This is a genomic window from Rhodococcus sp. TAF43 (assembly GCF_052113525.1).
Lineage (GTDB): Bacteria > Actinomycetota > Actinomycetes > Mycobacteriales > Mycobacteriaceae > Prescottella.
This window is the reverse complement of sequence record NZ_JBFRDL010000034.1, coordinates 1-13,234: the sequence shown is the minus strand read 5'-3', so window position 1 is coordinate 13,234 and position 13,234 is coordinate 1. Positions and strand designations below refer to the sequence as shown.

The following is a 13,234-nucleotide window of genomic DNA, read 5'->3' as shown; positions in this document are numbered from 1 at the left end:
TCGTGGCAGACACCGCACAGTCCTGGACCGCGCGCCTGGCCGAGCTGGGCATCGAGCTGCCGCCGGTCGCCGCCCCCGTCGCGGCGTACGTGCCGGCCGTCCGCACCGGTGACCACGTCTACACCTCGGGGCAGTTGCCGTTCGTGGACGGCAAGCTGCCGCTCACCGGCAAGCTCGGCGCGGACGTGTCCGACGCGGACGCGAAGGCCGCCGCCCGCACGTGCGCCCTCAACGCGCTCGCCGCGATCGACGCGCTGGTCGGTCTCGACTCGATCACGCGGATCGTCAAGGTCGTCGGCTTCGTGGCCTCGGCCGAGGGATTCACGGGTCAGCCGGGCGTGATCAACGGGGCGTCGGAGTTCCTCGGTGAGGTCTTCGGCGACGCCGGCATCCATGCCCGCTCCGCGGTCGGCGTGGCCGAACTGCCGCTGGGTGCGCCCGTCGAGGTCGAGCTCATCGCCGAGGTGCGCTGAGCAGTCCGCGAATTTGTCCGACCTGAGCCGCATTCCCGAACGGGGATGCGGCTCAGGCCGTTTCGGGCTTATCGTGGCTCGGGCGACGCTGATCCGACATCGTCGCGGGAAAGAGGATTCGTGAACGACGACGTCGTGCTGTTGGAGCGGTCCGGTGAGATCGCGATCGTGCGGCTCAACCGTCCGGATCGGTTGAACGCCTTCACCTACGACATGTGCGAGCGCATCGTCGCGGCGCTGGACGAGTGCGACGCGGACGACGACATTCGTGCGGTGGTGCTGACCGGGTCCGGCCGGGCTTTCTGCGCCGGAGCCGACCTCGCTGCCGGCGGGGAGGCCTTCGTGCTCGGTACCGATCCGCAGACCGGCGGTGCACCCGCCGACCAGGGCGGCCTGGTGGCGTTGCGCCTCTATGCCTCGACGAAACCGATCATTGCGGCCGTCAACGGCCCCGCGGCCGGCGTCGGTGTCACGATGATGCTGCCCGCGGACATCAGGATCGCCTCCGACACAGCTCGATTCGGGTTCGTCTTCACCAGGCGGGGTCTCGTCCCCGAGGCTTGCTCCAGTTGGTTCCTGCCCCGGGTCGTCGGCGTCTCCACCGCTCTGGAGTGGACCCTCGGCGGAAAGATGGTGCCCGCGACGGAAGCTCTCGAACGCGGCCTCGTGCGCGAGGTCGTCCCCGCCGACCGGGTACTCGCTCGCGCGGTCGAGGTCGCGCGGGAACTGGTTGCCGGGACCGCGCCGGTGTCCGTCGCCCTCACCCGGCAGTTGATGTGGCGAATGCTGGGAGCCGAGAGTCCCGAGGTGGCCCACCGTGCCGACTCGCAGGCGATCTACGTGCGTGGTGCGTCGGGTGATGTGCGCGAGGGCGTGGGAGCCTTCCTGGCCAAACGCGAACCGGTGTTCCCGGATCGGATCTCGGAGGGCCTTCCCGACCTTTTCGGCTAGTCCGCCCGGGTGCTCACCGTGGGGAGGTGCGTGCGGCTCAGTTGTCTTCGGGGTTCAGCCGACGAGGGTGCGGATGCAGCGCGCCGCGAGATCCGCCGGTCCGCCGGGGCCGGTGCTCGGGGCGTCGGTCGCCGCCCACGTCTCGACCGCGATCCGCATCGCGGCGTTCGCGGAGGCCGCGGTGAGCCGGACGGTCAGCGGGTCGGCAGTCGGCCCCATCAGCGTCGTGAGCGCCGCGACCAGTCCGTCCTCCGAGTCGGCCTGTACGCGCAGCCACACGGCTCGTAGACCGGGTTCGTCGTGCACCGTCCGCAGCAGTCCGCGGGTCCACTGCAGCATCTCCTCGGCGATGTCGTCGGACGGCGTCAGTGCCTGGCGCGTCGCCCGCTCGAGGGCGGCCTGCACGGATTCGTCCGAGGGGGCGTCCCCGTCGCCGGTGAGGTGTGCGATCCAGCCCGTGACCCCGCCGGCGAGCAGGGGTGCGACTGCCTCCTCCTTGGTGCGGAAGTAGCGGTAGAACGTGCGCAGGCCGATGCCGGCCGCCGCGGCGATCTCCTCGGCTGTCACCGCGGACGCGCCGCGTGCGGAGAACAGTTCTGCGGCGCGTCGGGAGATCTCGAGTTGTGTCTCCGCTTTCCGTCGCTCGGTCAGCGAGGTGGCGGGCTGTGCGCCGGGCATGTTCTGGGCTCCTCGGGTGGTGTCGGATCGCAGACTACCGGTCTTGTTTCCGGAAAATGCGTGACACAACGTGCCATCTCGGCCTACCGTGCCAGTAGAGCTGTGAATCAACTCTATGCGAACAGGAGAAATCATGAAGCGATTCGAAGGACGCCGAGTACTCGTCACCGGAGCCGGATCCGGCATCGGTCAGGCCGTGGTGGCCCGCATCCTCGACGAGGGTGGCATCGTCACCGGCGTCGACGTGGTCGAGAACGGCCTGGCAGTGACGCGTGAGCGCGCCGAGCAGGCCGGAGTCGCCGACCGGTTGCGCACCGTCACCGCCGACATCTCCGATGAGAACTCGGTCCGCGAGAACATCGGCGGCGCGATCGAACAGCTCGGCGGCCTGGACGTCCTGGTCAACGCGGCCGGCATCCTGCGCTCGTCGCACACCCACGAGACCGAACTCGACTTCTGGAACAAGGTGATCGGCACCAACCTCACCGGGACGTTCCTGGTGACCCGCCAGTCGCTGCCCGCGCTGCTCGAGACCGGCAAGGGCGTCGTGGTGAACTTCAGTTCGACGTCGGCACAGTTCGCGCACCCCTACATGGCGGCGTACGCGGCGTCGAAGGGTGGCATCCAGTCGTTCACGCATGCGATCGCGCTCGAGTACGCCAGGCAGGGCCTGCGCGCGGTCGCGGTCGCACCGGGCAGCATCGCGTCGGGCATGACCAGCAACCCGGGCTTCCCGGAGGACGTCGACGCGAGCCTGATCGGCAAGCTGTACCCGTGGATCGGCGAGGGCTTCGCGGGCCCCGAGACCGTCGCCGGCGTCGTCGCGATGCTCGCGTCCGACGACGGTGCGTTCGTCACCGGCACCGAGATCCGGATCGACGGCGGCACCCACATGTGAGTGCGCTTGCCGCGCAGTAGGTGTCGTCCGGGGCGGCCGCGGCGTGGCAGGAGTCGTACAGTGATGCTCGGTTTCGCCGAAGACGCTGTCGGCCCGTCACGAAAGGGGCGTCCATGACGCTTCAGCACCCCGCGTACGCCCAGCTGCGCCAGGTCACGCCGATCGCGGCGGTGATGCTCGAGAACAACCCGAGCATGTACTCGCTCGACGGCACCAACACCTGGATCCTGCGGAGCCCGGGTCGCGACGAGTGCATCGTGGTCGACCCGGGCGACGACGACCCCGAGCACCTCGCACGGGTCGCGGGCGTCGGCACGGTGGTGCTGACGCTGGTCTCGCACCGACACCACGACCACACCGGCGGCCTCGATCGGTTCCACGAACTGACCGGGGCGCCGGTGCGTGCGGTCCGCGAGGAGTTCCGTCGCGGCGTTGGCGGCGGACTCGGGCACGGCGAGTCGATCGAGGCGGCTGGACTCACCCTGCGCGTGCTGCGCACCCCCGGCCACACCGCCGACTCGGTGTCGTTCGTGATCGAGGACGACGGGTCGGTGCTCACCGCCGACACCATCCTCGGCCGCGGCACCACGGTCCTCGACGCCTCCGACGGAAATCTGCGCGACTACCTGGCGTCGATGCGGCTCCTCATCGACCTCGGCCCCGGCCGGACGGTCCTGCCCGGGCACGGACCCGAACTGCCCGACCTCGAGACCGTGGCCCGCTACTACCTCGCGCACCGCGAGGAGCGACTCGCGCAGGTGCGCGGCGCACTCGACGTCCTGGGCGCCGACGCCGACGTCCGCGCGGTGGTCGAGCACGTCTACACCGACGTCGACGAGACGCTGTGGCCGGCTGCCGAGCAGTCGGTGCGGGTGCAGTTGGAGTACCTGCGGAGCTGAGTCCCGGCAGGGCTCAGCCCGACGCCCTCTCGAAGAATGCCGCGGGATCGAGCGCGCTGACGGGTGTCCAACGCGCGGTCGACGCCGGTACCGCCGAATCATGCAGCATCGCAGTGGTGTAGCCCTGGATGTCCAGCGCGAGCTGTGGGTTCTCGTCGACTCGGTGCGCGATTTCGTAGAGGACGGCGAGCAGGTGCAGACAGGGAGCGGAGCGCGCCGAACACGAACAGTCGGTGTCCGCGAGAACGGGTGCGAGCGCGATCCCGGCGGTGACGATGTCCTGGTGGATGTCGTCGGTCAGCACGGCGGTGTCCGGAACTATCGCCGCGATGCCGGTGATCGACGCTCTGGTCAGCGGCGCCACCTCCAGTTGGGTCACCGATGCCTGACCCCCGCGGTGGATCGAGGCGCGCACGATCCCTCCCTCGACCGTCGCCTTCACGAGGTTGTTGCGTGCGAGGCTGCGAGCACGAGGCAGGAGTAGGCGCGCCGGTCCGCTCTGGCGCAGCGGCTGGGCCAGCCGCACCCAGTCCATGCCCCATGCGGTGTATCCGAATTCGTTGTCCACCATCAGTTCTCCCTCTTGCGGCGAAGGATCTCGATCAACTGGTCGTCGTCGAGTCCCGCGAGCGCGGCGATGCCCGCCGTGTCACTCAGATCGGTGAGTGCAGCCTTTCGGTCGTGCATGCCCGCGATGTGCTCCTCGACGGTGGTGGTCGAGGTGAGTGTGGTGACGGTGACCGTGCGCGTCTGACCGATCCGGTGTGCCCGGTCGGAGGCCTGCGCCTCGACCGCGGGATTCCACCAGCGGTCGAAGTGGATGACGTCGGCGGCGCGGGTGAGTGTCAGACCGGTGCCGGCGGCGCGCAGGCTCAGGACCAGTACCGGCGGTCCGTCCTCGGTCTGGAACCGGGACACGATCTCGGCGCGTTCGGCCGGGGCCAGCCCGCCGTGCAGGAACGGCGCCGTGACGGCGAACTGATCGGCGAGATGGCGCACGAGTAGTTCACCGGTCCGGCGATACTGGGTGAAGACCAGTGTCGGGCTGGCGGTTTCCAGATTGGTGGCCAGGATGTCGGTGCACAGGTCGAGCTTCCCGGACCGGCCGGCGAGTGACTCCAGTTCGCCGGTGACCAGCCCGGGRTGGTTGCAGACCTGCTTCAGTGAGGTCAGCACCGCGAGGACACGGCCGTGGCGTTCGATACCGGAACCGAACCCGTCATCGATGGCTTCCGCGAGGAGGAGGTCGTAGATCTCCTCCTGCTCGGCGGTGAGATCGCACAGCATGTCGTTGTGGATCTTCGGCGGTAGCGTCGCGGCCACCTGGACCTTCTTGCGCGCCAGCATGATCGGCTCGATGGTGTCGCGCAACCGGGTCGCGGCGGCGACCGAGCCCTCCTGGATCGGTTGGACGAACCGCCGCCGGAACTGCGCCCGGTGCCCGAGCATCCGGGGCGCGACCAGGTTCACCAGCGCCCACAGCTCGTCGAGGTGGTTCTCCACCGGTGTGCCGGTCAGCGCGATCTTCGCCGCACTGTCCAACGCCCGCGCAGCCTTCGAGATCTGGGTGCGCGGGTTCTTCAGCGCCTGCGCCTCGTCGAAGACCACCGTGCTCCAGTGCTGTCCGGCCAGCAGTTCGCCGTGTATGCGCAAGGTCGGGTATCCCACGATGACGACGGTTCCCGGTTCGGCGGGGATCTGCCCGCCGCGCCACGCCGTCGCATGTAGTCCCGGCGCGAATCGCCCGATCTCGTGTGCCCAGTTGCCGACCAGCGAGGTCGGGCAGACCACGAGCTGCGGCTCCGCCTCCGCGCGACCGAGGAGGAAGCCGATGGTCTGTACGGTCTTGCCGAGGCCCATCTCGTCGGCGAGCACCGCGCCGCCGTGAGCGTCGACGGTCTCCCGCAGCCAGCCGACGCCACGTGCCTGGTAGGGCCGGAGTTGCGCCTCCAGCGTCGAACGTAGTTCGGCCGCCACGGCCTCGGATTCGCGCAGGACGCGAACGGCGTGTTCCGCCGACACGATCGCGGTGCCGGAGGCGTTCGGCACCGCGTGCGCCGCGACGGGCAGGGACGGCCTGTCGGTGGCCGGCGGGGTGAGCGGGCCGCCGTCGGTGGCGTGCACTGCGTCCTGCCACAGCGTCACCGACTCTCCCGCCGGTTCGAGCGTCAGTCCGGCGAGGGTCGTGGTGTCCACGAGCGTGGTGTCCACGTCGGCAACCTCGATCGCGCCGTCCGCGCCGACCGGGAGCGCGAGCGCCAGGGTCTCGCGGTCGCCGTGGACGCTCGGGGCGGGGCCGGTGCCGCGGCCCGTCCACGTCCAGAGCGCGAACATGTGCCGATCCGGCAGGTAGGTGGCGTTTGTGCTGGGCAGAGTAGACCCCCGAAAGTAGCGTATGGTGTACGGAGTATCCCTGACAACGTACACCGTACTGGATTTGTTCCGAAGGGGCTCCGTGGGCGAGGAGATCAGCGCCGAGCAGGCGAAACAGGTGGTGAACCTGCTGTGGCGGCACGAGCTTCCGCCGCAGCCTGCCAGGCGCGGCCCGAAGCAGACGGTCAGTGTCGACGCGGTGGTCGCCGCGGCGATCGCGCTCGCCGACCGGGAGGGCTACGCCAGCGTCTCCATCCGCTCGGTCGCCACCGAGCTGGGTCTGCGGCCGATGAGCCTGTACACCTACGTCCCCAGCAAGGACGCACTCACGATCCTCATGGTCGACGCGGTCGCCGACGAGGACACCACCTCGATTTCGGGGGACCTCGCACCGCGCGAACGGATGGCCTCCATTGCCCGTCAGGTCCGCGCCGAACTGATCGCGCATCCCTGGCTCCTGGAAGTGCCGCCCTGGCGGCTCGTGCTCGGGCCGGGGCGCATGCGGCGTTACGAACAGCAGCTGGCCGCGATCGAGGGCATCGGCCTGTCGGATGTTGCGATGGACCGGGTGATCGCGGTGCTGTCGGAGTTCGCCACGGGCAACGCCCGAGTGGCGGTCGCGGCGATCGATGCGACGCGGCAACTGAGTGACGCCCAGTGGTGGGAGGTGCACGGCCCGTTGTTCGCTGCGGCCATGCCGCCGAGTCTGTTCCCGCTGTCGTCGCGGGTGGGTTCGACGGTCGGGGAGCTGTACCAGGCGCCCGCAGACCCGGACGGCGCGTTCGAGTACGGGCTCGCCAAGCTGCTGGACGGGATCGAGCGTGAGGTTTCGGCAGACTGACACATCTCCGCAACCCTGCGCCGGTTCTCCGTGGGCTCTGCGCGGGACGTATGCCTACAAGGGCATGGGTAGAACCCGATTTGGCATTTGTTCGGCATGGATCGGGGCTCGACCATTGATCCATGACTTCAACCCTCGACGGCTGGATCCGTAACTTCGTCGACGGCGCATTCGTCGATCCCGACCCGCAGCGCGGCTTCGACCAGATCGACCCGGCGACCGGGCGGGTCCTCGCCCAGGTGCACGAGGCCGACCAGGTGCTGGTCGACCGTGCCGTGACCGGCGCGCGCCGCGCGCTGGACAACGGCTGGGCCGACACCCCGGTCCGCGAGCGCACGGCGCTGCTGCGTCGGGCGGCGGACCGCATCGAGGAGCGGTTCGAGGAGTTCGTGGCCGCCGAGATGGCGGACACCGGCAAGCCGATCACGCAGGCCCGCGAACTGGATGTCGCCCGCGCGCTCACCAACTTCCGGACCTTCGCCGACGTCGCGGCGGCCGCCGGTCAGGAATCGTTCATGACCGACCTCGCCGGGGGTCGTCAGGCGCTCAACTACGCCGTGCGCAAGCCGCTCGGCGTGGTGGCGGTGATCGTGCCGTGGAACCTGCCGCTGCTGCTGCTCACCTGGAAGGTGGCGCCCGCGCTGGCGTGCGGCAACGCGGTGGTCGTCAAGCCCAGCGAGGAGACGCCCGCGACGGCGACGCTGCTCGCCGAGGTGCTCGCCGAGGTCGGTCTGCCCGCCGGCGTGTACAACGTGGTGCACGGCTTCGGCGGCAACTCCGCCGGCGAGTACCTCACGACGCACCCCGGCATCGACGGCGTCACGTTCACCGGCTCGTCCGCGACCGGCTCGCACGTGATGAAGACCGTTGCCCCGCGGGTGCGCCCGGTGTCGTTCGAGCTCGGTGGCAAGAACGCGGCCGTCGTGTTCGACGACGTCGACCTCGACGAGGCGCTGACCGGGCTGACCAAGTCGGTGTTCACCAACACCGGCCAGGTGTGTCTGTGCACCGAACGGGTGTACGTGCACCGGGCGATCTTCGACGACATCGCGACGGGCCTCGTCGAGCGGGCGCAGCAACTGCGGCTCGGCGATCCCACCGACGAGAACACCACCACCGGCCCGCTGATCTCGCAGGCACACCGCGACAAGGTCATGAGCTTCTTCAAGATGGCCGAGCAGTCCGGAGCGAAGGTGCTCACCGGTGGCGGAATCCCCGACCTGGGCTCGAAGTTCGCGTTCGGATCGTGGGTGGAGCCCACCCTGTGGACCGGGCTGACCAACGAGGATCCTGTGCTCCGTGAGGAGATCTTCGGGCCGGTCGCCGCGCTGGTGCCCTTCGACACCGAGGAGGAGGCGATCGCGCTGGCCAACGACACCAAGTACGGTCTGGCCGCCTCGGTGTGGACCAACGACCTGCGTCGCGGACACCGTGTCGCACAGAAGATGAACGTCGGAATCTCCTGGGTCAACACGTGGTTCACCCGTGAGCTGCGGTCACCGTTCGGCGGCGTCGGGCTGTCCGGCATCGGGCGGGAGGGCGGCGAGTCCTCGCTGCACTTCTACACCGAGCCGACGAACGTGTGCGTGGCGCTGTGACTTCTGGGACTTATGGGACTTCTGGGAAACGAGGACTGATGGAAACGAAACCACTGGACAGCAACGAGATCCAAGCGCTGGCCCGGCGCCTGGACGACGCTCAGGTCGGCGTGCACGACACCCTCAGCCTCGCCGACGACGTCGCCGTGGACATCGACGACGCGTACCGCATCCAGGAGTCGCTCATCGGCTTCCGCTGCGGGCGCGGCGAGACGCTCCTCGGTGTGAAGCTCGGCTTCACGAGCAAGGCGAAGATGGCCCAGATGGGTGTCTCCGATGTGATCGTCGGCCGGCTCACCGATGCGATGTGCGTCGAGGACGGCGGCGACGTCGACCTGCACCGCTTCATCCACCCCAAGATCGAGCCCGAGATCGCGTACCGTCTCGCGCGCGACGTGGAYGTCGACGATCCGACCGTCGACATCGAATCCTGCGTCGACGCCGTCGCTCCCGCGATGGAGATCATCGACTCCCGCTACCGGGACTTCCGCTTCACCTACACCGATGTCGTCGCCGACAACACCTCTGCGGCCGCGTACGTGATCGGCCCGTGGCAGCCGGTGCGGGGGGTCGGCGAGCTCGCGGTGCGGCTCGAGGCCGGCGGCGAGTCCGTCACCGGCTCGACGGCGGCGATCCTCGACGATCCCGTCAACGCGCTGCACGCGCTGCTCGACATGAGTCGACGCCGGCAGATTCCGCTACGGGCCGGGGACGTCGTCCTCGCCGGTGCGGCGACGGCGGCGATCCCGTTCGCCGCGGGCACCGCACAGTGCGACGTCGAGGGTCTGGGCAGTGTCACGGTGAAGGGAATCGCATGAGCGACAACGCAGCCAAAGTGATCGAACGCCTCGCCACCCCGCGCGGACGGTTCCCGCACGTGAAGGTGGCCGGCGACTTCGTGTACGTCTCGGGCACCAGTTCGCGTCGGCCGGACAACACGTTCGTCGGCGTCGAGGTGGACGAGATGGGCACCACCAAGCTCGACATCCGGGCCCAGACTCGCGCCGTGATCGAGAACATCGAGGCGATCCTCGCCGAGGTCGGTGCCGAACTGAGCGATCTCGTCCAGGTCACGTCGTACCTGGTCTCGATGAACGACTTCGGTGGGTACAACGAGGTGTACGCCGAGATGTTCGACGAGACCGGACCCACCCGCACCACGGTTGCGGTGCACCAGCTTCCGCACCCGCATCTGCTGATCGAGATCCAGGGCGTGGCGTATCTGCCCGCCGACCGTCGCAAGAACATCACCACCGCCGCAGACTCGGAGGACCACTCGTGACCCGTATCCCGCCCGTCATCGACTTCCAGAAGTGGATCGCCGAGAACCGCCACCTGCTCGCGCCGCCGGTCAACAACCAGACGATGGCGCTCGGTGACGACTTCATCGTGCAGGTCGTCGGTGGACCCAACCAGCGCACCGATTACCACCTCGACCCGTACGAGGAGTGGTTCTACCAGCTCGAGGGCGACATCCACGTCGACGTCATGACCGAGGACGGACCCGAGCGGGTCCACATCCGCGAGGGCGAGACCTGGTTGCTCCCCGGCAACCTGCCGCACTCGCCGCAGCGGCCCACCGCGGGTTCGATCGGCCTGGTCATCGAGCGAGTGCGCCGCGAGGGCACCCTCGAGAAGTTCCAGTGGTACTGCCTCGAATGCAACCACCTCATCCACGAGATCGAACTGCAGGTGCGCGACATCGTCGCCGACCTGCCGCCCGTGTTCGTGYAGTTCTACGAGGACGAGCAGGCGCGCACGTGCGACAAGTGCGGCGCCCTGCACCCCGGAAAGGGCTGACGAGTGTCCGGCATCATCGACATCCACACGCACTACGTCCCCAAGGGGTGGCCCGACCTCACCGCGGACGCCGGGCCGGAGGCGCCGTGGCTGCGGGTCGAGAGCGAGTCCGAGGCCGTCATCATGATGGGCTCCAAGGAGTTCCGTCGGATCCAGGCCGACGCGTGGGACGCGGAGACCCGGCTGCGGGACATGGACGCCGACGGTGTCCGAACCCAGGTGGTCTCGCCGACGCCGGCGTTCTTCAACTACGGACGCACCGGCGAGCAGGCCGCCCGCATCTCGCGGATCTTCAACGATCTCGCGCTCGAGATCGTCGCACCCGCCCCGGACCGGCTGATCCCGTTCTGTCAGGTCCCGCTGCAGGACGCGGACGCCGCCTGCCGTGAGGTGGAGCGCAGCGTCGCCAACGGGCACCGCGGCGTGGAGATCGGCAACCACGTCGGTGACCGCGACCTCGACAGCGAGGGCGTGGTGACGTTCCTGCAGCACTGCGCGTCGCTGGACGTCCCGGTGTTCGTGCACCCGTGGGACATGGACTCGTCGCCGCGCCTGAACCGGTGGATGGCGCAGTGGCTCACCGCGATGCCGGCCGAGACCCACCTGTCGATCCTCGCCCTGGTCCTCGGCGGCGTCTTCGACCGCATCGACGAGCGACTGAAGATCGGATTCGCGCACGGCGGTGGATCTTTCGCGTTCTGGCTCGGACGGATGGAGAACGCGTGGCATCGGCGCAACGACATCATCGGTACCTCGGAGATGCCGCCGTCACACTACCTCGGTCGCTTCTATGTGGACTCCGTCGTGTTCGACGACCGCGCACTGCGCCTGCTGGTCGACACCGTCGGTGTCGACCGGGTGATGGTGGGCAGTGACTACCCGTACCCGCTGGGGGAGCGGCCGGTCGGGGAGGTCGTGCGCAAGAGTGAGTTCCTCGACGAGACCGCACGCAATCTGATCCAGCGCGGCAACGCCGAGCGGTTCCTCGGGCTCTCCGACATCGCCTGAGGCATAGCCAAATTGAGATACCCGGCGGCCGATTCGGCATTTGTGAGTCATGTCTCACGTGTGCAGAATCTTCCGTACAAGGCCGAATTGGCCGCCGGATTCTCCTGGCGAAGAACGGATCTCGGAGATCCGACCGCCTCCCCCGACACCCGATAGGTATCTGCGATGACCGACAGCACACCAGGCCGGGGCACCGCCCCCGTCGCGGCCGCGCGCAGCCGCGTCGCCATGGCGACCCTGGCCGGCACCACCCTCGAGTGGTACGACTTCTTCCTCTACGGCACCGCCGCCGCACTGATCTTCAACAAGCAGTTCTTCCCCAGCCTGAGCCCCACCGCCGGAACCCTCGCCGCGTTCAGCACGTTCGCGGTCGGATTCATCGCCCGCCCGCTCGGCGGTCTGGTGTTCGGTCACTTCGGGGACCGGATCGGCCGCAAGGCGACCCTCGTGGTCTCACTCGTGATGATGGGCATCGGATCGACCCTGATCGGCCTCATCCCGAACTACGACGCGATCGGCGTCTGGGCCCCGATCCTGCTCGTCGCCATGCGCGTCGTGCAGGGCATCGGACTGGGCGGTGAGGGCGCCGGCGCGACGCTGATGTCGATGGAACACGCCCCGGCCGGCAAGAAGAACCTCTACGCCGGGTTCCCGCAGATGGGCACCCCGGCGGGTCTGGTGCTCGCGAACGGCATCTTCCTCACCACCAGTTCGGTGATGTCGGACAGTGCGTTCGCCTCCTGGGGTTGGCGGATCCCGTTCCTGCTCAGCTTCGTCCTCGTCGCCATCGGTCTGGTCATCCGCCTGCGGGTCACCGAGTCGCCGTCGTTCACCGGGATCGTCGAGAACAACGAGGTGGCCAAGTTCCCGCTCCGCGAGGCGCTGAAGGTCGGCTTCCCCCGACTGTCGCTGACCCTGCTCGCGGTCCTCGCGAATTCCGCTGTCGCGTATGCCTTCATGGTGTTCTCGCTGTCGTACGGCACGCAGCACCTCGGCTACGACAAGCAGTTCCTGATCCTGAGCGTGACGGCGGCCGCGGTCCTGTGGTTCGCGTCTATTCCGGTGTGGACGAGGGTCGCCGACAAGCACGGCCGGCGCACCATGTTCATCGCCGGCTCCGCCGCGATCCTGGTGTGGTGCATCGTGTTCTTCCCGCTGCTCAACACCGAGAACTCCGTCGTCGCCGTGATCGCGTTCCTCGGCATGGGCCTGATCGTGCCCGTCACGCACTGCGTGCAGGGCAGCATCATCGCTGACACGTTCCCCACGAAGGTTCGGTACTCGGGATCGTCGCTGATCCTGCAGAGCGGAGCGATCCTGGGCGGTGGCCTGGCGCCGATGATCGCCACCGCGCTGCTCGACGCCACCGGATCGTCCACCGGCGTCACGTGGTACCTCGCGATCATCTGCGCCGTCAGCCTGTTCGGTGCCATCGCCCTGTTCCGGGTGGTGCCGGACTCGTCCCGCGGCCTGCAGCACGACGAGGCGCCGTCCGTCGTCCACGTCTGATCCTGTCGGGGGATTCGGAGCCGTCCACCTTTCCGGTGGGCGGCTCCGCCCGTTCCGGATCAGCCTCGCTGGGGCGCGATCTCGGCCGCGAACTCGGCGAGGAAGTCCACCAGCGCGGCCGCGGACGGGCTCAGCGTGCGACCGGCCGAGAGCGTGACCCCGACGCTGTGGCCGATCGGATCCAGCGTGGCCGATCGGATCCAGCG

At 68.8% G+C, this 13,234-nt stretch carries 14 protein-coding genes; 11 read left to right on the top strand and 3 right to left on the bottom strand.

Annotated elements, in window-relative coordinates:
• Positions 1 to 2: 2 nt before the first annotated feature.
• Positions 3 to 473, top strand: a complete 471-nt coding sequence (locus AB4Z09_RS19385) for a RidA family protein (RefSeq protein ID WP_442240480.1) — start codon at positions 3 to 5, stop codon at positions 471 to 473.
• 120 nt (positions 474 to 593) lie between these two features.
• Entirely contained in the window at positions 594 to 1,424 is an 831-nt protein-coding gene (locus AB4Z09_RS19380) for an enoyl-CoA hydratase-related protein (RefSeq protein ID WP_254622775.1), read from the top strand.
• A gap of 54 nt (positions 1,425 to 1,478) precedes the next feature.
• Here the strand turns inward: AB4Z09_RS19380 and AB4Z09_RS19375 are convergent, their stop codons facing one another.
• Positions 1,479 to 2,102, bottom strand: coding sequence for a TetR family transcriptional regulator (locus tag AB4Z09_RS19375; protein WP_114721113.1), 624 nt, complete (start codon positions 2,100 to 2,102; stop codon positions 1,479 to 1,481).
• Positions 2,103 to 2,235: 133 nt separating this feature from the next.
• On the opposite strand from AB4Z09_RS19375, the gene AB4Z09_RS19370 reads away from it, so the two are divergent.
• Positions 2,236 to 3,000: an SDR family NAD(P)-dependent oxidoreductase gene (locus tag AB4Z09_RS19370; RefSeq protein ID WP_114721111.1), complete on the top strand. Its 765-nt coding sequence runs from the start codon at positions 2,236 to 2,238 to the stop codon at positions 2,998 to 3,000.
• A 113-nt stretch (positions 3,001 to 3,113) separates the two neighbouring features.
• Positions 3,114 to 3,899: an MBL fold metallo-hydrolase gene (locus AB4Z09_RS19365; protein WP_442240479.1), complete on the top strand. Its 786-nt coding sequence runs from the start codon at positions 3,114 to 3,116 to the stop codon at positions 3,897 to 3,899.
• A gap of 13 nt (positions 3,900 to 3,912) precedes the next feature.
• Here AB4Z09_RS19365 and AB4Z09_RS19360 read toward each other — a convergent pair whose 3' ends face one another.
• Positions 3,913 to 4,470, bottom strand: a complete 558-nt coding sequence (locus AB4Z09_RS19360) for an SWIM zinc finger family protein (protein ID WP_442240478.1) — start codon at positions 4,468 to 4,470, stop codon at positions 3,913 to 3,915.
• Complete coding sequence (locus tag AB4Z09_RS19355) at positions 4,470 to 6,233, bottom strand: DEAD/DEAH box helicase (RefSeq protein ID WP_442240477.1); 1,764 nt, start codon at positions 6,231 to 6,233, stop codon at positions 4,470 to 4,472. Before AB4Z09_RS19355 ends, AB4Z09_RS19360 begins: the two co-directional genes overlap by 1 nt.
• 121 nt (positions 6,234 to 6,354) lie before the next feature.
• Here AB4Z09_RS19355 and AB4Z09_RS19350 point away from each other — a divergent pair, with 121 nt between their 5' ends.
• The 7 genes from AB4Z09_RS19350 (at position 6,355) to AB4Z09_RS19320 (ending at position 13,028) form a co-directional block, all read left to right on the top strand.
• Positions 6,355 to 7,113: a TetR/AcrR family transcriptional regulator C-terminal domain-containing protein gene (locus AB4Z09_RS19350; protein ID WP_442240476.1), complete on the top strand. Its 759-nt coding sequence runs from the start codon at positions 6,355 to 6,357 to the stop codon at positions 7,111 to 7,113.
• A gap of 122 nt (positions 7,114 to 7,235) precedes the next feature.
• Complete coding sequence (locus tag AB4Z09_RS19345) at positions 7,236 to 8,711, top strand: 2-hydroxymuconic semialdehyde dehydrogenase (protein ID WP_114721101.1); 1,476 nt, start codon at positions 7,236 to 7,238, stop codon at positions 8,709 to 8,711.
• A 38-nt stretch (positions 8,712 to 8,749) separates the two neighbouring features.
• Positions 8,750 to 9,529: a 2-keto-4-pentenoate hydratase gene (locus AB4Z09_RS19340; RefSeq protein ID WP_442240475.1), complete on the top strand. Its 780-nt coding sequence runs from the start codon at positions 8,750 to 8,752 to the stop codon at positions 9,527 to 9,529.
• Complete coding sequence (locus AB4Z09_RS19335; protein WP_114721097.1) at positions 9,526 to 9,993, top strand: RidA family protein; 468 nt, start codon at positions 9,526 to 9,528, stop codon at positions 9,991 to 9,993. The genes AB4Z09_RS19340 and AB4Z09_RS19335 overlap by 4 nt, the downstream gene beginning before the upstream one ends.
• Entirely contained in the window at positions 9,990 to 10,511 is a 522-nt protein-coding gene (locus tag AB4Z09_RS19330; RefSeq protein WP_442240474.1) for a 3-hydroxyanthranilate 3,4-dioxygenase, read from the top strand. The genes AB4Z09_RS19335 and AB4Z09_RS19330 overlap by 4 nt, the downstream gene beginning before the upstream one ends.
• Before the next feature lie 3 nt (positions 10,512 to 10,514).
• The gene (locus tag AB4Z09_RS19325) at positions 10,515 to 11,519 is read left to right on the top strand and encodes an amidohydrolase family protein (protein ID WP_114721093.1); all 1,005 of its coding nucleotides are present in this window, start codon (positions 10,515 to 10,517) and stop codon (positions 11,517 to 11,519) included.
• Between the two features lie 165 nt (positions 11,520 to 11,684).
• A complete protein-coding gene (locus AB4Z09_RS19320; RefSeq protein WP_114721091.1) occupies positions 11,685 to 13,028 on the top strand; it encodes an MFS transporter in 1,344 nt (447 codons plus the stop codon).
• The last annotated feature ends 206 nt before the right edge of the window (positions 13,029 to 13,234 follow it).

Bases quoted from the DNA above. Each gene is read 5' to 3' on its own strand.
- AB4Z09_RS19345 (WP_114721101.1), top strand. From the start codon at position 7,236: ATGACTTCAACCCTCGACGGCTGGATCCGTAACTTCGTCGACGGCGCA.
- AB4Z09_RS19335 (WP_114721097.1), top strand. From the start codon at position 9,526: ATGAGCGACAACGCAGCCAAAGTGATCGAACGCCTCGCCACCCCGCGC.
- AB4Z09_RS19320 (WP_114721091.1), top strand. From the start codon at position 11,685: ATGACCGACAGCACACCAGGCCGGGGCACCGCCCCCGTCGCGGCCGCG.
- AB4Z09_RS19375 (WP_114721113.1), bottom strand. From the start codon at position 2,102: ATGCCCGGCGCACAGCCCGCCACCTCGCTGACCGAGCGACGGAAAGCG.
- AB4Z09_RS19370 (WP_114721111.1), top strand. From the start codon at position 2,236: ATGAAGCGATTCGAAGGACGCCGAGTACTCGTCACCGGAGCCGGATCC.
- AB4Z09_RS19365 (WP_442240479.1), top strand. From the start codon at position 3,114: ATGACGCTTCAGCACCCCGCGTACGCCCAGCTGCGCCAGGTCACGCCG.
- AB4Z09_RS19360 (WP_442240478.1), bottom strand. From the start codon at position 4,470: ATGGTGGACAACGAATTCGGATACACCGCATGGGGCATGGACTGGGTG.